Source organism: Morococcus cerebrosus, from assembly GCF_022749515.1.
Classification (GTDB): domain Bacteria; phylum Pseudomonadota; class Gammaproteobacteria; order Burkholderiales; family Neisseriaceae; genus Neisseria; species Neisseria cerebrosa.
Window position 1 is genome coordinate 162925 of sequence record NZ_CP094242.1, and the last position, 18604, is coordinate 181528.

The 18604-nt window shown below is 51.9% G+C and carries 22 protein-coding genes and 3 tRNA genes; 12 read left to right on the plus strand and 13 right to left on the minus strand.

Annotated elements, in window-relative coordinates:
* From MON37_RS00735 to MON37_RS00745, 3 genes are all read left to right on the plus strand, one after another.
* Entirely contained in the window at window positions 1-1224 is a 1224-nt protein-coding gene (locus tag MON37_RS00735) for an ABC transporter substrate-binding protein (protein ID WP_003755726.1), read from the plus strand.
* Between the two features lie 12 nt (window positions 1225-1236).
* Complete coding sequence (locus MON37_RS00740; RefSeq protein WP_003779566.1) at window positions 1237-2004, plus strand: ABC transporter ATP-binding protein; 768 nt, start codon at window positions 1237-1239, stop codon at window positions 2002-2004.
* Between the two features lie 167 nt (window positions 2005-2171).
* A complete protein-coding gene (locus tag MON37_RS00745; protein WP_003743313.1) occupies window positions 2172-2603 on the plus strand; it encodes a plastocyanin/azurin family copper-binding protein in 432 nt (143 codons plus the stop codon).
* 79 nt (window positions 2604-2682) lie between these two features.
* Here the strand turns inward: MON37_RS00745 and MON37_RS00750 are convergent, their stop codons facing one another.
* Window positions 2683-3579, minus strand: coding sequence for a LysR family transcriptional regulator (locus tag MON37_RS00750; RefSeq protein ID WP_039408571.1), 897 nt, complete (start codon window positions 3577-3579; stop codon window positions 2683-2685).
* A 122-nt stretch (window positions 3580-3701) separates the two neighbouring features.
* Here MON37_RS00750 and MON37_RS00755 point away from each other — a divergent pair, with 122 nt between their 5' ends.
* Window positions 3702-4103, plus strand: coding sequence for a DoxX family protein (locus MON37_RS00755; RefSeq protein WP_003755717.1), 402 nt, complete (start codon window positions 3702-3704; stop codon window positions 4101-4103).
* 96 nt (window positions 4104-4199) lie between these two features.
* Entirely contained in the window at window positions 4200-4805 is a 606-nt protein-coding gene (locus tag MON37_RS00760; protein WP_039408573.1) for a nitroreductase family protein, read from the plus strand.
* A 79-nt stretch (window positions 4806-4884) separates the two neighbouring features.
* Here MON37_RS00760 and MON37_RS00765 read toward each other — a convergent pair whose 3' ends face one another.
* On the minus strand, window positions 4885-5157 hold the full coding sequence (locus tag MON37_RS00765; RefSeq protein WP_029609564.1) for an oxidative damage protection protein: 273 nt from the start codon (window positions 5155-5157) through the stop codon (window positions 4885-4887).
* A 219-nt stretch (window positions 5158-5376) separates the two neighbouring features.
* Between MON37_RS00765 and MON37_RS00770 the strand changes: the two genes are divergently transcribed.
* The 3 genes from MON37_RS00770 to MON37_RS00780 all read left to right on the plus strand — a co-directional run bounded on the left by MON37_RS00770 (window position 5377) and on the right by MON37_RS00780 (window position 8171).
* Window positions 5377-5452 (plus strand) — tRNA-Phe (locus MON37_RS00770).
* A gap of 430 nt (window positions 5453-5882) precedes the next feature.
* Window positions 5883-6623: a Slam-dependent surface lipoprotein gene (locus tag MON37_RS00775; protein ID WP_039408576.1), complete on the plus strand. Its 741-nt coding sequence runs from the start codon at window positions 5883-5885 to the stop codon at window positions 6621-6623.
* Window positions 6624-6731: 108 nt separating this feature from the next.
* Window positions 6732-8171: a surface lipoprotein assembly modifier gene (locus MON37_RS00780; RefSeq protein WP_039408579.1), complete on the plus strand. Its 1440-nt coding sequence runs from the start codon at window positions 6732-6734 to the stop codon at window positions 8169-8171.
* Window positions 8172-8307: 136 nt separating this feature from the next.
* Here MON37_RS00780 and MON37_RS00785 read toward each other — a convergent pair whose 3' ends face one another.
* The 5 genes from MON37_RS00785 to argG all read right to left on the minus strand — a co-directional run bounded on the left by MON37_RS00785 (window position 8308) and on the right by argG (window position 11333).
* Window positions 8308-8937: a DUF421 domain-containing protein gene (locus MON37_RS00785; protein ID WP_039408582.1), complete on the minus strand. Its 630-nt coding sequence runs from the start codon at window positions 8935-8937 to the stop codon at window positions 8308-8310.
* 12 nt (window positions 8938-8949) lie between these two features.
* Entirely contained in the window at window positions 8950-9399 is a 450-nt protein-coding gene (locus MON37_RS00790) for a DUF3290 family protein (RefSeq protein ID WP_003677016.1), read from the minus strand.
* A gap of 95 nt (window positions 9400-9494) precedes the next feature.
* On the minus strand, window positions 9495-9710 hold the full coding sequence (locus MON37_RS00795; RefSeq protein WP_003677014.1) for a hypothetical protein: 216 nt from the start codon (window positions 9708-9710) through the stop codon (window positions 9495-9497).
* A complete protein-coding gene (locus tag MON37_RS00800; RefSeq protein WP_003765071.1) occupies window positions 9703-9918 on the minus strand; it encodes a DUF4177 domain-containing protein in 216 nt (71 codons plus the stop codon). The genes MON37_RS00795 and MON37_RS00800 overlap by 8 nt, the downstream gene beginning before the upstream one ends.
* 71 nt (window positions 9919-9989) lie before the next feature.
* Window positions 9990-11333 carry an argininosuccinate synthase gene (gene argG / locus MON37_RS00805; protein ID WP_003765076.1) on the minus strand — a complete coding sequence of 448 codons (1344 nt, stop codon included), beginning with the start codon at window positions 11331-11333 and terminating at the stop codon, window positions 9990-9992.
* A gap of 432 nt (window positions 11334-11765) precedes the next feature.
* On the opposite strand from argG, the gene MON37_RS00810 reads away from it, so the two are divergent.
* Window positions 11766-12566, plus strand: coding sequence for a competence/damage-inducible protein A (locus MON37_RS00810; RefSeq protein WP_039408587.1), 801 nt, complete (start codon window positions 11766-11768; stop codon window positions 12564-12566).
* Window positions 12567-12634: 68 nt separating this feature from the next.
* Here MON37_RS00810 and MON37_RS00815 read toward each other — a convergent pair whose 3' ends face one another.
* The 6 genes from MON37_RS00815 to MON37_RS00840 form a co-directional block, all read right to left on the minus strand.
* Window positions 12635-13099 (minus strand): hypothetical protein, encoded by a 465-nt coding sequence (locus MON37_RS00815; RefSeq protein WP_082013638.1) that lies wholly within the window; start codon window positions 13097-13099, stop codon window positions 12635-12637.
* Between the two features lie 31 nt (window positions 13100-13130).
* Entirely contained in the window at window positions 13131-14096 is a 966-nt protein-coding gene (locus MON37_RS00820) for an IS30 family transposase (protein WP_242883583.1), read from the minus strand.
* 71 nt (window positions 14097-14167) lie between these two features.
* A complete protein-coding gene (locus MON37_RS00825) occupies window positions 14168-14692 on the minus strand; it encodes a glycosyltransferase (protein ID WP_242883716.1) in 525 nt (174 codons plus the stop codon).
* A 305-nt stretch (window positions 14693-14997) separates the two neighbouring features.
* Window positions 14998-15073: transfer RNA gene (locus MON37_RS00830), tRNA-Ala, on the minus strand.
* Between the two features lie 6 nt (window positions 15074-15079).
* Window positions 15080-15156: transfer RNA gene (locus MON37_RS00835), tRNA-Met, on the minus strand.
* A 165-nt stretch (window positions 15157-15321) separates the two neighbouring features.
* Complete coding sequence (locus MON37_RS00840) at window positions 15322-16479, minus strand: class I SAM-dependent methyltransferase (RefSeq protein WP_039405767.1); 1158 nt, start codon at window positions 16477-16479, stop codon at window positions 15322-15324.
* A gap of 351 nt (window positions 16480-16830) precedes the next feature.
* Here MON37_RS00840 and mraZ point away from each other — a divergent pair, with 351 nt between their 5' ends.
* From mraZ to ftsL, 3 genes are read left to right on the plus strand one after another with little or no spacing between them, the layout of a single operon-like run.
* A complete protein-coding gene (gene mraZ, locus MON37_RS00845) occupies window positions 16831-17286 on the plus strand; it encodes a division/cell wall cluster transcriptional repressor MraZ (RefSeq protein ID WP_003761336.1) in 456 nt (151 codons plus the stop codon).
* Window positions 17283-18236: a 16S rRNA (cytosine(1402)-N(4))-methyltransferase RsmH gene (rsmH, locus tag MON37_RS00850; RefSeq protein ID WP_039405764.1), complete on the plus strand. Its 954-nt coding sequence runs from the start codon at window positions 17283-17285 to the stop codon at window positions 18234-18236. The genes mraZ and rsmH overlap by 4 nt, the downstream gene beginning before the upstream one ends.
* 55 nt (window positions 18237-18291) lie before the next feature.
* A complete protein-coding gene (gene ftsL / locus MON37_RS00855; RefSeq protein ID WP_003743297.1) occupies window positions 18292-18555 on the plus strand; it encodes a cell division protein FtsL in 264 nt (87 codons plus the stop codon).
* Window positions 18556-18604 lie beyond the last annotated feature (49 nt).

An 18604-nucleotide genomic window follows, 5' to 3' on the forward strand; every position in this document is an offset into this window, starting at 1 on the left:
ATGAAACCTATTTGCCGTATTTTAACCGCTGCCTTGTTCAGTCTTGCCGTGCAGGGTGTTTGTGCCGAAGTGAAAACGCTTACCGACGTACGCGGGCGCGAAGTGCGGGTCGATGTGCCTGCCAAACGTGTGGTGCTGGGCTTTTATTATCCTGATTATATTGCCGTATCCGGTGTCGATAAATTTGACAATGTGGTCGGTATTTCGCGCGAATTTTGGGAGAAATTCAACTCCGGCAGTTGGTCGCTCTACCGCGCCAAAATCCCTTCGCTGCAAAACATCGGCGACATCGGCAATGTGAACGCCGGTACATTTTCGTTTGAGAAAACCTTGGCAATGAAACCCGATGTGGTGGTGTTGGCGGATTGGCAGTATGACGTGTTGAAAGAAGAAATGCCGCGTTTCGAAAAAGCCGGCATTCCGGTGGTTGTGGTCGATTTCAATGCGCAAACGGTCGAACGCCATACCGCCAGTGCCAAACTTTTCGGCGAAATCGCCGGTACGCCGGAGCGTGCAGGGCAGATTGCCGGCGAATACGCCCAAGGCATAGCCGACATTCAAAAACGCGTGGCCGAAGCGGGCAAGCCCAAGCCGAAAATCTATATCGAGTTCGGAGACAAGGGTCCTGCCGAACATAGCTTTACTTTCGGCAAAAATATGTGGGGTGCGATTGCCGATACAGTGGGCGGCGACAATATTGCCGCAGCCTTCATCAAAGACTGGGGGGCGATTAATCCCGAGCAGTTTCTTGCCGCCAAGCCCGACGTTGTGATTATTTCCGGCACCGAAGCCGGACTGAAGCAGCCGGCGGCAATGGCGATGGGCATCGGCATCGAAGCCGCCGAAGCGCAAAAACGCTTACAGGGTTTTATCCGGCGTGCCGGTTGGGCGGAAATTCCCGCTGTCCGAAACGGCCGTGTGTTCGGCATTTACCATACTGCTTCGCGTTCGCTTTCCGATTTGGCATCCGCCCAATTTATCGCCAAAGCGTTGTATCCCGAAGCCTTTGCCGATGTGAATCCGGAAGAGACCTACCGTGAATTCCACCGTAAATACCTGCCGGTCGAGCCGAAGGGTACTTTCTTTATCCGTTTGGGTTGCGACGGTTTGGAAGACTGCAACAAACAAGCGGCTGCCGACACTGTTGCGGCATCAGCCGAAACCGTCGCCGAACCGTCACTATGGCAACGTATTAAAAACTGGTTTGCCGCCCTCTTTGCTTAAAGGTCGTCCAAAATGCTCCGACTGGAAAACGTACATATCCGACGCGGCGATTATGTGGTCGCCGACAGTATCGATTTGACGCTGGAACAAGGCAAAGTCTATTCCGTGCTCGGCCCGAACGGTACGGGCAAATCCTCGCTGATGAAAACGATTTTCGGCGAAGTGGCGCACAAAGGCACCATCCGCTACGGCGACGAAGCGTTGAGCAAAATCCACCTGCAAAGCTGGCGCAAACGCATAGGCTATATGCCGCAGGACACCGCCGCCGAAGCCTCGCTGACCGCACTGGAAGTCGTGTTGCTCGGCCGCATGGACGCGCTGCACATGCACGTCGGCGACGAACTGCTGCACGAAGCCGCAAGTATCATGGCGGAGCTAGGCATCGGCCATCTGGCGCACCGCGACGTCATGCGGCTTTCCGGCGGACAGCGGCAGCTCGTGATGTTTGCCCAAGTCATGCTGCGCCGTCCCGAAATCCTGATGCTGGACGAACCGGTCAGCGCGCTGGATATGCACCATCAGTTGAACCTCTTGGAGCGCGTGGTGCAATACACGCACGAACACAATCTGGTTACGCTGATGGTCTTGCACGATTTGAGCCTCGCCGCGCAATTTTCAGACGGCGTGATTCTGCTCGGCGAAGGCAAAGTACAGGCGCAGGGCGCGCCGCAGGATGTGTTGCAGGCGGACATGATAGGCAGGCTGTACAAAGTGGACATCGAACTTTTATACGACAGCAAAGGCCTGCCCGTTATCCGCCCGATGCGGCAGAGTGCGTAACTTAACCGCTCCTGAAATGTCGGATTTGAGCATCCGGCCTGCGGACTCCCTGCAACTTATCCCCTCGCCCGCGGGAGAGGGTTAGGGAGAGGGCGGTAAGCCCAAGGCTTGCCTCTCCGACTCATCAGCCCGACCCATATTTTTTATCCTTAGAAAGGACTCCCTCCATGAAAAAATCCCTCTTCCTCCTCATGCTGACCGCTTCCCTCGGCGCATACGCCGCCAACCACGAAGTCAAAATGCTCGACAACGGCAAAGACGGTAGCATGGTGTTCGAACCCGGCTACGTCAACGCCAAAGTCGGCGACACCGTAACCTTCAAAGCCGCCAACAAAGGCCACTGGGTGCAAAGCAAAGCCCTGCCCGACGGTGTTGCCGACTTTCTGTCCGAAGACGGCAAAGACTTCACCCTCAAGCTCGACAAAGAAGGCGTGTACGTCTACACCTGCCCGCCACACCGCATGATGAACATGAGCGGCGTGATTCAGGTCGGCAAACCGGTGAACAAAGCCAAAGCGCAAGCCGTCGTGGACGAACTGGAAAACCGCGCCATGCAGAGCAAGGGTCGTCTGAAAAAATACATGCAGCAGGTCAAATAAACCGCCGCACAAACCAAAAGGTCGTCTGAAACCGTTTCCCGTTTTCAGACGACCTTTTGCCAACCTTCATCCCCAATCCTCATTCCCCTTCCGCCGAAATCTTCTCGTTCAGGAAATCGATAAAACTGCGCACCTTCGCGCTCAAAAACGCCCTGTCCACATAAACCGCGTTTAATTGCTCGGTCCGCACCCGATATTCCGGCAGCAGGCTGACCAACCTGCCTTCCTTCAAATCCTGTCTGGCAGACCACAGCGGCTGATAGGCGATGCCCGCGCCCGCCCTGACCAATTCGCGTATCATCAGCGTATTGTCGCTTTGAATCACCGGATTGAGCGTCAGAATACTTTTTTCGCCCGTTTCCCGATGGGTGATTTCCAAATTGCGCTGGTCGGTGTAGGTCGGCAGGATGGCGGGATGGCGCATGACTTCTTCGGGCGTTTGCGGTTTGCCGTGTTTCGCCAGATATTCGGGCGAGGCAAGCAGGACGAATTGGATTTGCGCCAGCGGCTTGATGATAAGCGACGGCGACAGGGTTTTTGCCACGCGCAAGGCGAGGTCGAAGCCTTCGGCAATCAAATCGACGTGGCGGTTGTCGAGCACTAAATCGAGCGTGACTTCGGGATAGCGTTCGCGGTATTCCGCCAGCCAAGTGCCGATTAAATTGCCCGCGAACCAAAGCGGCATGGTCACGCGCAACATGCCCTGCGGCGTGTCCGCCCCGCCTGCCGCCTTTTGCGCAGCGGTGTCGAGCGTATCGAGCGCGTAGCTGCATTGGCGGTAGTATTCTTCGCCTGCTTCGGTCAGGTGGAGGTTGCGGCTGTTGCGGTGCAGCAGTTTGGCCTTAATCGTATTTTCCAGATGGCTGACGTGTTTGCTCGCCATCGCGGTGGAAATATCAAGCTGCTCGGCGGCGCGGGTGAAGCTGCCGCTTTGGACGACTTGGCGGAAAACTTTGAGGCTGAACAGGGTATCCATGTTTTCTTTTAGGGAAACGTTGTATCAATAAAAGAAGTATATATCTACTGGAAGTAATTATCTATACTGCACAGATAAGATTAGTTTTCATTTAAACCCCGCATTTTGATAAGGAGAACCCCATGTCTGCAACCTGCGCCCGTATCCAACCTATTTTATTGTCCGTTTTGCGTATCGTAACCGCCTACCTCTTCCTCTTACACGGTACGTCGAAATTCTTCGGCTTCCCGACTGCCATGGGCAGCGGTTCGCCCGAAGGCTTGATGCTGGTGGCGGGCATTCTGGAAATCGTCGGCGGCATCCTGTTGATTCTCGGACTGTTTACCCGTCCCGCTGCCTTCATCCTGTCCGGCCAGATGGCGGCTGCCTATTTCATGGCACACGCCTCCCAAGGTTCGGCGCTGTTCCCGCTTGCCAACGGCGGCGAATCGGCAGTATTGTTCTGCTTCGTGTTCCTCTATCTGGCAGCAGCCGGCGGCGGCTCATTGGCATTGGACAACCTGTTCGGCAAAAACAAATCCTGATAGACCCAAAGGTCGTCTGAAAACAAACAAAGCGGGTTTTACGAATAGATTTCTAAACCCGCCAACCGATTAAACTTAAATCAAAGGAAAAACAAAATGACTTATCAAACCTTGCAACAAGCGGCAGAAACTCGCCGTTCCATTTACACACTGAATAAAAACCTGCCTGTCAGCAACGAAGAAATCAGCGAAATCGTCAAACACGCCGTTTTGCACACACCTTCTTCCTTCAACTCGCAATCCACCCGCGTCGTCGTCCTCTTCGGCGAAGAACACGGCAAAGTGTGGCAATTTGTTGAAGACGCTTTGCGCGCCATCGTGCCTGCCGAACAATTCGAGCCGACCGCGCAAAAATTAAACCTGTTCAAAGCAGGCGCGGCGACCATTTTGTTTTTTGAAGACCAAAACGTCGTCAAAGGCCTGCAAGAGCAGTTCCCTTCTTATGCCGCCAACTTCCCCGTTTGGGCGGACCATGCGAACGCAATGACGCAATACGCCGTCTGGACAACGCTTGCCGCCGCCGGCGTGGGCGCGAACCTGCAACACTACAACCCGCTGCCCGACGCCGCCATCGCCAAAGAATGGAACCTGCCCGAAAGCTGGCTTCTGCGCGCGCAAATGGTTATCGGCGGCATCGAAGCGCCTGCCGGCGAAAAAGCCTTTGAACCGGTGGAAAACCGTTTGAAAGTGTTCGGCGCATAATTGCCCGTCAAACAGAAAAAGGTCGTCTGAAAACCAACTTCGGTTTCAGACGACCTTTGTCATTCAAAACAGCTTGCGCTTATTCTTGCGGAGGGACATAACCCTGAACAGCATCCGCGCCGTCTCCGAAGAAATACTGCTCCATCTGTTGCGCCAAATATTCGCGCGCGCGCGGGTCGGCAAGGCTCAGGCGGTTTTCGTTAATCAGCATGGTTTGATGACGCGTCCACGCATTCCAAGCCTCTTGGGACACATTTTCAAAAATACGCTTGCCCAGCTCGTTGGGCAGTGGCGGGAATTTCATACCTTCGGCCTCTTTGCCGAGTTTGACGCAGTGAACCATACGGGTCATGGCGGCTTCCTTCATGATGGTGTTTCAGACAGCGCGTATTTTATCGTATTGCCTATTTATAGGAAAGGCTGCGAAAAACGGGCAAAACCTGCCAAATACGCTGCTTTTTAATCCAATATAAAACATATGTTTATAAAAATAATATATGGCGCATCGAAATAAACCTTGCGTTAAAACGCCGTTTTTGGTTTAATGCACATCTCGCAACGAAACAGCGAAGGCCAGATAGCTCAGTTGGTAGAGCAACGGATTGAAAATCCGTGTGTCGGCGGTTCGATTCCGCCTCTGGCCACCAAAACAAACCGCCTTTGGCGGTTATTTTTTTGCCTATTTCCTAGATATTATTTCTCAATTTTCAAGGTCGTCTGAAACAAATTCTACGGGTTCTGCCGAAAGAAATGTTCAGACGACCTTTCCCCTTCTTTATGAATCATTTCAATTAATCCATCACCAAAACATCTCAATAAGGACAGATTAAATTGCGGCGTGCGGCAACACCAGCCGTGTTTACTATACTTCTTAACTAAAAACAAACATTCTTATCCTATTCTTATCTCATTCCAACGTTCTCCAAAACATCCGCTAATTCTCCTCTAACACTCCCAGCCTAGAATGGTGTTCAGAAAAAAGAAAAACAAGTCTCCTCACATAACGATAGTCTGCTCACACTGACACGGACGGAACATCATTTTCCCCACCATCGTTTTTCCCCTAAGGAGCGTATCATGAAACTGAATCTGCAAAAAACCACCGCTGCTGTTTTGGCTGTTTTGTTCAGCGCAGGCGTATTTGCCGCCAACAATGCCTACAATCCATTTGATTACAGTTACCAAAACCACAAATACGGCAAAAAATGGGGCAAACCCGCATCTGAAGCCGAAGGCGAAAAAGTGATGAAACACGCTGCCTACCGTTCGGGCGTGCACTACACCAACGTCAACCGCATGCCCGGCAATGTAGACCGCAACGGCGTGAAAACCGTACAGGTTAACGACGCATACACCCGTCAAAACCTCGGCCGCTATGCATTCAACACCATCAAGAGCGGCGGCTCTGAAGTGTACTACGGCGAGTGGGTCGGTAAAGAATACGCCAAAGGCACCAACCGCGGTGTTTTCTACTCTGGCGACAAACGCGCTACCTCTATGCCGGTATCCGGTGTAGCCAACTACGCCGTCAAAGGTATCAACAACTACACCGGCAACAACCCGATGGTCGGTACTTTGCGCGCAGACTTCGGTCAACGCGTCTTGGCAGGTTCTATGAAAAACAACGCTGTACAGATGGACATCCATTCCCGCATCAAACCGTCCAGCGCATCGTTTGAAGGCTACGCCCGCGCCAACGGCCACTTCGGTAAAACCGAAGGCCACTTCTTCGGTCACAACGCAAGCGCGCTGGCCGGTGTTGCCAAATTTAAAACCGACCGCAACTTGGATACGGCATTCGGCGGTGTGAAACGCTAAAATCCGTAGTTAAGTAACATAAAGCCTGCTTCACGCAGGCTTTTTTAAACAGCAGCCCGCCAACCTTCTCAAGGTCGTCTGAAACCCGCCGACCGGAAAGCCGACACCATGTACAAACCGTCTGCCTGCCTTCTCCTGTTTCTCGCCGCCCCCGTCCTTGCCGCGCCCCGTTCTGACTTTTCAGACGACCGTACCGCGCAACGCCTGTGGCAAAACACCCGCCAAACCATGCAGGAACAGGAACAAAAAGTGCGCGAATACCGCCTCGACATTCCAGCCGAAAACATCGGGCAGACAGCCGAAACCGACCCCGAAGCCGACCAAGGCGAAGCCCTGTTTAACGCCGTCAACCGCAGCGACTGGCAAACCGTGCGCCCGCTGCTCGAGCGTTATACCCAGCAAACCGAATACGACCCCGACATCGCCCTCTTTGCTCGCGCCTCGCTCGCCCGCGGCGAAGGCAGGTGGAAAGCCGCCAAACAAGACTACGAAACCCTGCTGCAACGCCACCCCGACTTCACGCGCGGACGCCTCGATTACGCCCGCCTGCTCTTTGAAGGTCGTCTGAACCGCGAAGCCACTTCCGAATTTATGCGCCTGCAAAACGAAGACCTGCCCGAAGCCGTCAAAGAAAACATCGGACATTTCCGCGACTCTCTAAACCAACGCCAAAGCTGGCAGGGCAGCCTTTCCGTCGGCGCCGTCCACAACAGCAACATCAACGAAGCCAGCGGCAAAGTGTGGTGTAAAACCGAAATCGACGGCGAATGCTGGGAAGAATTTTCCGGCGACCAGCCCATTTCCGCCAACGGCATCAAATACGAAGCCGCCGCCGTCCGCCGCTGGCAGATTAAAGGACACCACGGCATCGCCGCCCGCGCGCTCGGCTACGGCCGCTTCTACCGCGACCATAAAGACTTCAACGAACACACGCTCAACCTCAGCGCAGGCTACCAGTTTGAAAACCACCGCCACACCTTCGCCCTCGCCCCGCTTGTCGAATGGAACGGCAGCGTCGGCAAAACCCTCAACCGTGCCTACGGCGTGCGCAGCGAGTGGAACCTCGACAAAGGCAGCTGGACGTGGAACACCGAAGCCGAGTGGAAACACCTCTCCTATTCCGACAAAACCCGCCTGCTCGACGGCAGCCTCTTCTTCGTTTACAACACCCTGTCCTACTTCCCGCGCAACGACCTCATGCTCTACGGCGGCATAGACTGGCAGCAGCGCAAAGCCCAAGAGCCGGTGGACAGCTACCGCCTCATCTCCGCACGGCTGGGCGCGGCAAAAATGTTTGAAGCCGGTTTCGACGCCTCCGCCTCCGCCACCTTCGGCATCCGCAGCCACCGCGCAGAAAACGCCGTCCTCGAACAACGCCGCCGCGACAAAGAACAGACCTACCGCCTCAGCATAGGCGCGGACCGCTGGAAATTTGCCGGCATGAAGCCCGTCCTCAGCTACAAACACCGCCGCGTCAAAGGCAACACCGACTGGCTGTACAGCTACAAGCAAAACGAAGTTGGTCTGTCGCTGGTGAAATCGTTCTAACGCGGGACGTAGAAACACAAAGGTCGTCTGAAATTCAGTTTTCAGACGACCTTTTTTCTTTTGACTCTATTCGAGCATTGGATTAACGGTAGGTTTATTGCGAAAACCTATCCAAACACAGCCTTCATTTTCACCATCAAGGATAAGGGTGTGCCACCAATTTCCCGTCGATATATTCGCCGATATAGACTTTCGAAGCATCAAGATGGAGACGGTCAAGTTCCTGCTTCAGCCACTCGTCGTCGCGTTTGATGATTTCTAAGATGTCATGGTCGATTTGCCCGTCGGTAATCAGGGGGTAACGCAGGCTTTCGTCGCCGTACTGAATGACGGCGAGCTGGCCGTTTTGCTCCATGACGGCGCGTTTGACGGCAGAGATTTCGTAGATGCCGGCGGCACGGAGCTTAAACATCAGGTCATGTGCGCTGATGCCGTTTTTCATACATTCTTCGGTTTGGATTTCGCCGTTGACGATGACCCAGACGGATTTGCCGTCAATCACGGATTTGACCCAGTGGTTGTGGTTTTTGATGAATTTCAGACTCAAGACCAACAGCGTCCACAAAATCAGCACGAGGAAAAACTGTAAAAGCCCGACGCTGTCGCTGTAAATCACGCCGCCGATGATGCCGCCGAGAACATAGTTTTGCACTTGATCCATGGCGGAGGTGGGGGCGAGGTTGCCTTTACCTAAAAGGTTGATTTGCAAAACCAAACCTAAAATTCCCATAAGGAGTTTGAGGGCAAGGAGGGAGTATGCTTCCATGAGTGTGTCCTGTTATTCTTTGTCGATAAGTTCGATGTTGTTGTTGACCAGATTGATGGGGGTCAGGGTGTAGGCGGAGAAGTCTTGATTGAAATGGACTTCGTAGTATTGGTTTTTGATGCCGACGATCATGCCGTTGTATAGGTGCGTGCTGTTGACGCTGATGTCGCGCTTTTCCACTTTTTGGTTTTCAATCAGGGTATTGAGAAAACCGACCATGCGCGAGTTGTCCGCGGCGAAGTTTTGGCGTTCGCTGTATGAGAGGTATTGGATGCCGCTGATGAGGATGAGCAGCAGCAGGGCAATAATGCTCAGGTCGCGGTATTTGGTGTCCATGCGGTGGCGCAGGTATTGCGATACGGCGAGCAGCAGGACGACGAGCGCGGCGAAAATGAGGACGTATTTCAAGTAGTCGTTGAAATACATATGGTTTTCAAGATAAAAGTGTGTGAAGAATTTCATGATTTCAAATGATTTGAGGAAATAGTGGGGTCGTCTGAAAACGGTTTTTCAGACGACCTATTATGGTTTGGATGCAGGTTTTATCCGGAGCCGCATCAGTTGATAAACCCGTCGTCTTTCATTTTCTTTTCGGAAAAATACTGACTGCACACCAGCAAGGCAGCGAGGATGATGACAAACAACCCCGCCATGGTCAGGGTAATTTTGAAGAATAATTCTGCCTCGATAAAAGAAAACCAAAGTTGCAGAATCAGCAGCAACACCCAGCCGACAAACAGCCCGAGACAGGCATAAACGCCGAGTTTAAACACGTTCCCGCTCCAAAATGACGACGTAGGCTTCACGTCTGAAAAATAAGAGCATACGGCGTTGATCTTTTTCCATGGTTACGACACGCCAACCTTCGGGAGTTTGGCTGTTGAGGAACGCGCTGAATTTGACGGGATTGACTTTGGCTGCGCCGAAAAACAGGCTGGACAGCAGGTTTTCTTGATAAATGACGACTTTGTATTCTTTCATGGGATTCCTTTTACAAGGGATCATCTTTTCAGACGACCCCTTAAGTTGCCAATGATGCAAAACTGCAAACCTTATTTCTTATTACCCAACTGCGGCAATACCGAACCTTCGCCCAGCGACAGCAAACCGCTTTGCGAGTAGATACCCAGTTTGGCGCGGGTGTCGGTGATGTCGAGGTTGCGCATGGTGAGCTGGCCGATGCGGTCAAGCGGGGTGAACGCGGCGTCTTCGACTTTTTCCATGCTCAGGCGTTCCGGTTGGTAGGTCAGGTTGGGCGATTCGGTGTTCAGAATCGAGTAGTCGTTGCCGCGGCGCAATTCGAGGGTGACTTCGCCGGTGATGGCTTTGGCGACCCAGCGTTGGGCGGTTTCGCGCAACATGAGGGCTTGGCTGTCGAACCAGCGGCCTTGGTAGAGCAATCGGCCAAGGCGCAGGCCGTTGATGCGGTATTGTTCGATGGTGTCTTCGTTGTGAATGCCGGTTACTAAACGCTCGTAGGCGATGTGGAACAATGCCATGCCTGGGGCTTCGTAGATGCCGCGCGATTTGGCTTCGATGATGCGGTTTTCGATTTGGTCGCTCATGCCCAAGCCGTGGCGGCCGCCGATGCGGTTGGCTTCGAGGAAGAGTTCGACGGGGTCGGCGTATTCTTTGCCGTTCAGTGCAACGGGCACGCCTTCTTCAAAGCGTACGCTGACTTCTTCGGGTTTGACTTCGACGTTTTCGTCCCAGAAGGCAACGCCCATGATGGGTTTGACGATTTTGATGCCGCTGTTGAGGAATTCCAAGTCTTTGGCTTCATGCGTCGCGCCGAGCATATTGGAGTCGGTGGAGTAGGCTTTTTCAACCGACATTTTGTAGTTGAAACCGTTGGCAATCAGAAATTCGCTCATTTCGTGACGGCCGCCGAGTTCGTCGATAAATTGTTGGTCGAGCCAAGGTTTGTAGATTTTCAGCGCAGGATTGGTCAAGAGGCCATAGCGGTAGAAACGCTCAATGTCGTTGCCTTTGTAGGTGCTGCCGTCGCCCCAAATATTGACGTCGTCTTCCTTCATGGCGGAAACGAGCATGGTGCCGGTAACGGCGCGGCCCAAAGGCGTGGTGTTGAAGTAGGCGATGCCGCCGGTGGAAACGTGGAACGCGCCGCATTGGATGGCGGCGATGCCCTCGTGTGCCAACTGCGCGCGGCAGTCGATCAGGCGGGCGTTTTCTGCGCCGTATTCCATCGCTTTTTTGGGAATGGCGTTGTAATCGTCTTCGTCGGGCTGGCCGAGGTTGGCAGTGTAGGCATAAGGCAGCGCGCCTTTGAGTTTCATCCACAACAGCGCGGCAGAGGTATCAAGACCGCCAGAGAAGGCGATGCCGACTTTTTGACCGACGGGGAGGTGTTGCAGGATAGTATTGTTTTGGCTCATGACAATTCTTCGGACTTAAAAGGGGTTATTAAAAATACCTTAACGGTTGAAACCCCGCCCTTCGGGGCGGTAGAATCAGAGACTGTTTGGGAGAAATGCAACCTCTTCCAAATCAGGGCGATACATAGGGCTGCGCTTTGTGTGTAGTCCTGTGTGTTGAAACATTATCTTATAAATAGAACACATTGTCAGCCGTAAAGGTCGTCTGAAAATGAGCCTTGCCCGTTTCGCTGAAAATCTTTTCAGACGACCTTTACGCCATCCGCAACCCGACTCCCTCCCCTGTGGGGGAGGGCTGGGGAGAGGGTATAGGCAGCAGCCCTTAAGCAAACGCTGCTTGAAAAGCGCAAGCTCAGCCCTCTCCCACGGGAGAGGGAATAAATTACAGCACCATCAACATTTTCAGACGGCATCGGTAAAGAAAACCTATCCATGAACGCTTTCAACCTCATCATCATCGGCGACGAAATCCTGCACGGCAGCCGCCAAGACAAGCATTTCGCCTTTTTCAAATCCCTGCTGGAATCGCGCGGGCTGAAGCTCAATCAGGTGCAATACCTGCCCGACGAACCTGATTTGCTGGTTAGACAACTGCGCCGCAGCTTTTCAGACGGCCTGCCGACCTTCGTTACCGGCGGCATCGGCTCCACGCCCGACGACCACACCCGCCAAGCTGCCGCCGCTGCTTTGGATTTGCCCGTCGTCCGCCATCCCGAAGCCGCCAAGTTCATCGAAGCCGTTACCCTTAAACGCGGCGAACCGCTTGACGCCCCCGAACACGCCCAGCGCCTGAAAATGGCGGATTTTCCCGCAGACGCAGAGCTTGTGCCCAACCCGTTCAACAATATCGCCGGATTTTCCATCCGCGAACATTATTTCTTCCCCGGCTTCCCCGTGATGGCGCACCCGATGGCGGAATGGGTTTTGGATACTTATTACGCCGACCGCTTCAACCAAACCGAACGCGGCAGCCGCAGCGTGTATGTGTTTGGACAACCCGAATCACGCATCGCTCCGATTATGGAATACGTCGAACGCACCTACCCGGGCGTGCGCTCTTACAGCCTGCCCAGCGTCGGCTGGCAAAATGCGGACGGAACGGCGGTCAAACCGCATATCGAATTCGGCATCAAGGCGGAAGGCGAAGCGTGCCGCGATTTGGATAAAGTATGGGACGAAGTATTGCAGCGTTTGAAGGATTTGGGCGCAGAGTTGAAAGATACGCCTGATTGAAGCGCAGGATGAAATAAAAAGGTCGTCTGAAAACCTGTATTGGTTTTCAGACGACCTTTTTGAGTCTGTCAATCTTTCGCCATGATCTTGGAAGCCGCCAGAAGCTTTAACAACAAACGGCTGCGGAATACGTGGCACAAAAGGCGTACGTCGCGGCGGCGGTTGAATTTGCTGGGATAGCCCGCCATTCGGAAATCGTAGCCGTTTTCTTCCAGCCTGCGGAACAGTTCGTCCGTAGAAACACCGCTTTTAAGCATCGAAACCAAATGGATGAATTGGAAGGAATCCCGTATTTCCAATAACCTGCGGGCAACTTTAGGCGGCTGCCCAGGCGTAGCGAGCAGGCGCGTATATTCCCTTACTGCCAAACCGATGTCGTCGAGGTATTTCTTCGTCTGCTCGGGCGTACGCTTGCTGCGCATAGCGGATTCGGGGTTGTCGACATAATCATAAACAACGGTATTGCTGGCAATGACGGTTTTGCATTGCAAAAAATACTCGGTCAAAAATACGCCGTCTTCCAAATATTTCATGCCTTCTTGGATTCGGATTTCAAGTGCAACACTAGGGTACCAGTGGTTGGAACAGATTTAAGAATAAAACACTTGGCGTTTCGTAGCCAAGTGTTTTTCTCGGCCGGTGGTTCAACTCATCTTGAACCCTGCGTATCTCCCGATCGCTGATGTTTCGGAAATCGGTTTGTTTGGGGAAATATTGCCGGATGAGTCCATTGGTGTTCTCATTCAGCCCTTTCTCCCAAGAATGGTAAGGGCGGCAAAAATAGGTTTTCGCCTTCAAGGCTTTGGCTATTTTGGTGTGTTGGTAGAACTCTTTGCCGTTATCCATGGTGATGGTGTGGACTCTGGCTTTATATGCCTTTAATACCCTAATGGCCGCCCGGGCAGTGTCTTCGGCTTTTAAGTTCTTTAATTTGCAGATGATGGTGTAGCGGGTAGTGCGTTCGACCAAGGTCAATAACGCGCTTTTCTGATTTTTGCCGACGATGGTGTCGGCCTCCCAATCGCCGATGCGGGTTTTCTGGTCGACGATAGCAGGTCGGTTCTCTATGCCGACGCGGTCGGGCACTTTGCCTCTGGTCCATGTGCTGCCGTAGCGTTTGCGGTAGGGTTTGCTGCATATTCTGAGGTGTTGCCACAAAGTGCCGCCGTTGCTTTTGTCTTGGCGAAGGTAGCGGTAAATGGTGCTGTGATGGAGTGTGATCCCGTGGTGTTTATGCAGGTAGGCACATACTTGTTCGGGACTGAGTTTGCGGCGGATAAGGGTGTCGATGTGTTGAACCAGCTGCGAATCGAGCTTATAGGGTTTTCGCCGGTGCTGTTTGGTCAGCCGGCTTTGCTTCTGTGCTTTTTCGGCGCTGTATTGCTGTCCTTGGATGCAGTGCCGCTTGATTTCTCGGCTGATGGTGCTTTTGTGGCGGTTGAGCTGTTTGGCGATTTCGGCGATGGTGCAGTGGCGGGACAGGTATTGGATATGGTATCGTTCGTCTTGGGTCAGTTGTGTGTAGCTCATGGCAATCTTTCTTGCAGGAAAGGCCGTATGCTACCGCATACTGGCCTTTTTCTGTTATGGAAAGTTGCACTTCAAATGCGAATCCGCCCTTCGATAAATTTCAGACCTGCTTTTTCCAACAGGTTGCGTTTGTAGATATACGCCCAAACGCACGACCAAAACGGATAGCGGTCCATATAATCCGCTAAACCGATAACCTCATCTTCATTGGCAGGATAGCGCGCATCAACATTGAATTGGAGTATATCCGCATCGGAACGTTTCATTTTTTCAACCAAATCTGTCATAAGCGGCGGATCAACATTGTCGTCGTGATCCATAAACATCACATATTCCCCGCGCACTTTGGACAAACCGATATTGCGCGCCCTGCTGACTCCGCCGTTGGGCGTATCAATCAACTGCGCCTGCAATTCGGGATGTTCATTGAAAAACTGCCTGAACTGAGCCGATGTATCATCGGTAGAACCGTCGTTTACAACAATAAATTCTATCCCTTCGATAGCCTTATGCAGACCTGCAAAATGACGGCACAAACCTGCCGCAAATTTTCCGCCATTATAGACTGGGACGATGAGTGAAACAGTTATCGACATAAATCTGCATCCTGCTGAGTAGGTTAACCGATTAAAGATAGACATTCACGGCGCATTTAAGTTTCAAGTTTAATATTAAAGACACTAATAATTTTACCCGGGTATTTAAAAAGGGATCGGTTTTGTTTGAAAGTATGATAAAGCAGCAGATGGTTTAGGATGGAGAGTTTGAAAATGTAGGTATTTGTGAATGAATATATCCTCAGGATAAAGGAGGCTCAATTCTATTGTATGTTTATCCATTTGACTATATAACAAATATGCAAGATAAAAAAGACCTTGTTTTAAACAAGGTCTTTTTTATCTGGTGGAGGTAAGCGGGATCGAACCGCTGACCTCTTGCATGCCATGCAAGCGCTCTACCAACTGAGCTATACCCCCGAAATTTGGTGGCGAATCAGGGACTCGAACCCCGGACACAAGGATTATGATTCCTCTGCTCTAACCGACTGAGCTAATTCGCCGTTTCGTGAAGTCGCTATTATATGTTGTTTTGAGTTTTTGGCAAGTTTTATTTTGTACTTTATGTTTTGTTTTTGTTTTTTAATGGAATAAAACATGGATGAGGTCGTCTGAAACTGTGTTTCAGACGACCTGTGTGTTTGGAGGATGGTTTGAGGTAGGGGATTTCAAAGTTTGTGGCAGATGTCGCCGAAGCGGAAACCTGTCCAGTCGATATCGATGTTTTTGCCAAAGGCGATGACTTTGAAGAGTTCGCCCATTTCGTGCTGGTCGGTCAGTTTTTGTACGGCGGTGCTGACACGGAGGTAGTCTGCCGTGCCTGGAGGGGCGGTTTGTGCCAATAGGTCGGTAATGCCTAGGTTGAATAGGAAATGGGACTGGGGCAGGTAGCCGATGAGGTCTAGCCCGCCGTCGGTGCCTGCTTGGGCAATATCGGTAAAGTTGACGTGTGCGGTCAGATCGGTCAGACCGATATGGAAAAACGGGTCGTGAACGGTGTGGTGGCGGTAGTGGGCGATGAGTGTGCCTTCGTCGCGTTGCGGGTGGTAATACTGGGCGGCGTCAAAACCGTAGTCGATAAATATCATGCCGCCGCGTGTGATTTTCTGCGCGAGGGTGAGAATAAAGGCGTATTGGGCGGGGTGTAGCTCGCTGGTGTAGGGGTGTTCGGTTTCGGGAAAGTAGGTGGCGGCTAAACGGAGGAGGTCGGGTTGGTTTAAGAGTTGCGGGCTATGTTCAAGCTGTCCATCGGAGTTAATGGAGACACCGATGTGTTGGAAGGTGTATTGAGTGCGGCGGATGATTTCGACAGGCATGGCATCGAGGACTTCGTTGCCGATGATGATGCCGTCGAAGGATTCGGGCAGTTCGGTCAGGTGTATGACTTTTTGTGCCAGTTGTGGAGTGGTGTGTTCGGCGATGAATTGGTGTTGGCGTTCGGCAAGTTCGGGGGAGAGTTCGATGATGTAGTAATGCTTGAGGTCGTCTGAAAGGCTTTTCAATAAGGTGGCGGCGAGATGTCCTGTGCCTGCGCCGAATTCGTAGATGTTGCCGGCGGTTTGGGGGAGTAGTTCGGCAAGTTGTCGAGCGAGGGTTTGTCCGAATAATGGGGTGAGGGTGGGGGCGGTGATAAAATCGCCGTCTGTGCCGATTTTGTGGCTGCCTCCGGTGTAGTAGCCGTATTCGGGTGTGTAGAGTGCAAGCTCCATAAATCGTGAGAAAGGAATCCAGTTATTTTGGGCTTTTATTTCCTGTTTGATTATTTCGAATAGTTTGGAACTTGAGGCTTGCGCGGCAGGGGAGGGGAGGGGGAGGTGTGCCTTCATAATTGTTAGATAATGTAAAATTTATGAATTTATTTGTCTATTATAACGTGAACGGAAAAGGGGCGTTTTTTCATTTTTTTATACTATATGTTGTGTCTAAATAATATTTGCAATACTACATATTGTGTTTTTAAAAACCAAATCGGGTAAAATAGGTGGTTCGGCTTGTTTGCTTGTTTGGTTAAAATACTGTTTTTTAATGATTTTGTTGTTGCATATGTACTGGGATTTTAGAGTAAGGCGATTTGACCGAGGCGTTAAAATTTTTTATAGTGTGGGCTAGTGGGGCGATGTGGGTAAAAGTGTCTGCATTGCCCAAAAAATTCCGATTTAAACCGATAGGACGAAATTGTGTTTGGTGGCGCTCACGAATTGAGTATTGACAGCAAAGGGCGGTTGGCGATTCCTGCCAAGTTCCGCGATATTTTGCTGCGCCATTATACGCCGTCGATTGTGGTTACTTTGGATTCCCGTCAAAAATTGCTGATGTATCCGGAGGCTGAATGGGCAAAGGTTGCCGAGCAGCTTTTGCACCTGAAAACGGCAGGAAATCCGATGTTGCAGCGTTATCAAAATCTGCTGCTGCATAATGCGGATACGCTGGAATGGGACAGCGCCGGCCGCGTACTGATTCCTGCCAATCTGCGCAAACGGGTGGATTTTGAAAAAGACGTTACCTTGGTCGGTCGCGCCAACCGTTTGGAATTGTGGGGCCGTGATCAATGGGAAGCTGAAATGACTCAGGCTTTGGATGATGATCCTGAAGAGTTGGCATTCCAATTAAGTCAGACGGATTTGCAATTGTGAGTAATGCTGAATATCAACATATCACCGTTTTGTTAAATGAGGCGGTTGATGCTCTGGCGGTTCGTGAAGACGGTATTTATGTAGATGGGACGTTCGGCAGGGGAGGGCACTCCCGATTGATTTTGTCCCGTCTGGGCAGTCAAGGTCGTCTGATTGTGTTTGATAAAGACCCGCAAGCGATTGAAGCTGCGCAAAAGCTGGCCGAGCAGGATGGGCGAGTTACGGTAGTCCATGACGGATTTTCAAGTTTTCAGACGACCTTGGATAAGCTGGGTATTGAAGAGATAGATGGTGCGTTGTTTGATTTGGGGATTTCGTCCCCGCAGATAGATGACGGCGCACGAGGTTTCAGTTTCCGTTTTGATGCACCTTTGGATATGCGCATGGATCCGACGCGGGGAATGTCCGCTGCAGAATGGATTGCAACAGCATCGGAACAGGATTTGCACGAGGTTATCAAGAATTATGGTGAAGAGCGGTTTAGTCGCCAGATTGCGCGCGCCATTGTTGCGCAACGGACAGAAAGTCCGATCGATACAACCCGCAAGCTGGCGCAGCTCGTGGCACAAAACGTCCGTACTCGTGAGCGGGGGCAAGACCCTGCGACGCGCACCTTCCAGGCAGTTCGCATCTTTATTAACCGCGAGCTCGAAGAGGTAGAGGCGGTTCTGCCGCAAGTGATGGGTCGTCTGAAGCAAGGCGGACGTTTGGCGGTTATTGCGTTCCATTCGCTTGAAGACCGCATCGTGAAACAGTTTGTCAAGAAGTATTCGCAACATCCTCCCTTGCCGCGTTGGGCGGCAGTAAAAGAAGCGGATTTGCCTCTGCCGCCGTTAAAGTCGGTGGGAAAGGCGATAAAGCCGGGTGTTGAGGAAACCGCCTTCAACCCGCGGGCGCGCAGCGCAGTTTTACGAGTCGCGGAGCGGACGGGCGGTGAGATTACAGAATAAGCATTATGTGGGGCAGGTGTCCTCGGAACAAACAGATTGAGGTCGTCTGAAAATAATGAATAAATTAAATATCCTTTTGTTGGTCTTGGTGTCGGTATCTGCTTTTGCGGTGGTCACCGTGCAAGACCAATCGCGTTTGCACTTCATCGCTTTGGATAAAGCGCAAAAGCAGGAAATTAAGCTTGATCAGGACTATGCACGCTTGAAATTGGATCAGGCGCGGCTGGCGAACCACAAGCTGATTAAGGTGGCTGCTGAGAAGCAGCGCCTCAAACCGCCTAGTGCGGGCAATACTGTGATGGTGGAAAGAAAAAAATAATATTAATGGTGGAAAGAAAAAAATAATATTAATAATGATAAAGCCGGCA

Bases quoted from the DNA above. Each gene is read 5' to 3' on its own strand.
- MON37_RS00735 (WP_003755726.1), top strand. From the start codon at position 1: ATGAAACCTATTTGCCGTATTTTAACCGCTGCCTTGTTCAGTCTTGCC.
- MON37_RS00740 (WP_003779566.1), top strand. From the start codon at position 1,237: ATGCTCCGACTGGAAAACGTACATATCCGACGCGGCGATTATGTGGTC.
- MON37_RS00745 (WP_003743313.1), top strand. From the start codon at position 2,172: ATGAAAAAATCCCTCTTCCTCCTCATGCTGACCGCTTCCCTCGGCGCA.
- MON37_RS00750 (WP_039408571.1), bottom strand. From the start codon at position 3,579: ATGGATACCCTGTTCAGCCTCAAAGTTTTCCGCCAAGTCGTCCAAAGC.
- MON37_RS00755 (WP_003755717.1), top strand. From the start codon at position 3,702: ATGTCTGCAACCTGCGCCCGTATCCAACCTATTTTATTGTCCGTTTTG.
- MON37_RS00760 (WP_039408573.1), top strand. From the start codon at position 4,200: ATGACTTATCAAACCTTGCAACAAGCGGCAGAAACTCGCCGTTCCATT.
- MON37_RS00765 (WP_029609564.1), bottom strand. From the start codon at position 5,157: ATGACCCGTATGGTTCACTGCGTCAAACTCGGCAAAGAGGCCGAAGGT.
- MON37_RS00775 (WP_039408576.1), top strand. From the start codon at position 5,883: ATGAAACTGAATCTGCAAAAAACCACCGCTGCTGTTTTGGCTGTTTTG.
- MON37_RS00780 (WP_039408579.1), top strand. From the start codon at position 6,732: ATGTACAAACCGTCTGCCTGCCTTCTCCTGTTTCTCGCCGCCCCCGTC.
- MON37_RS00785 (WP_039408582.1), bottom strand. From the start codon at position 8,937: ATGGAAGCATACTCCCTCCTTGCCCTCAAACTCCTTATGGGAATTTTA.
- MON37_RS00790 (WP_003677016.1), bottom strand. From the start codon at position 9,399: ATGAAATTCTTCACACACTTTTATCTTGAAAACCATATGTATTTCAAC.
- MON37_RS00800 (WP_003765071.1), bottom strand. From the start codon at position 9,918: ATGAAAGAATACAAAGTCGTCATTTATCAAGAAAACCTGCTGTCCAGC.
- argG (WP_003765076.1), bottom strand. From the start codon at position 11,333: ATGAGCCAAAACAATACTATCCTGCAACACCTCCCCGTCGGTCAAAAA.
- MON37_RS00810 (WP_039408587.1), top strand. From the start codon at position 11,766: ATGAACGCTTTCAACCTCATCATCATCGGCGACGAAATCCTGCACGGC.
- MON37_RS00815 (WP_082013638.1), bottom strand. From the start codon at position 13,099: ATGAAATATTTGGAAGACGGCGTATTTTTGACCGAGTATTTTTTGCAA.
- MON37_RS00820 (WP_242883583.1), bottom strand. From the start codon at position 14,096: ATGAGCTACACACAACTGACCCAAGACGAACGATACCATATCCAATAC.
- MON37_RS00825 (WP_242883716.1), bottom strand. From the start codon at position 14,692: ATGTCGATAACTGTTTCACTCATCGTCCCAGTCTATAATGGCGGAAAA.
- MON37_RS00840 (WP_039405767.1), bottom strand. From the start codon at position 16,479: ATGAAGGCACACCTCCCCCTCCCCTCCCCTGCCGCGCAAGCCTCAAGT.
- ftsL (WP_003743297.1), top strand. From the start codon at position 18,292: ATGAATAAATTAAATATCCTTTTGTTGGTCTTGGTGTCGGTATCTGCT.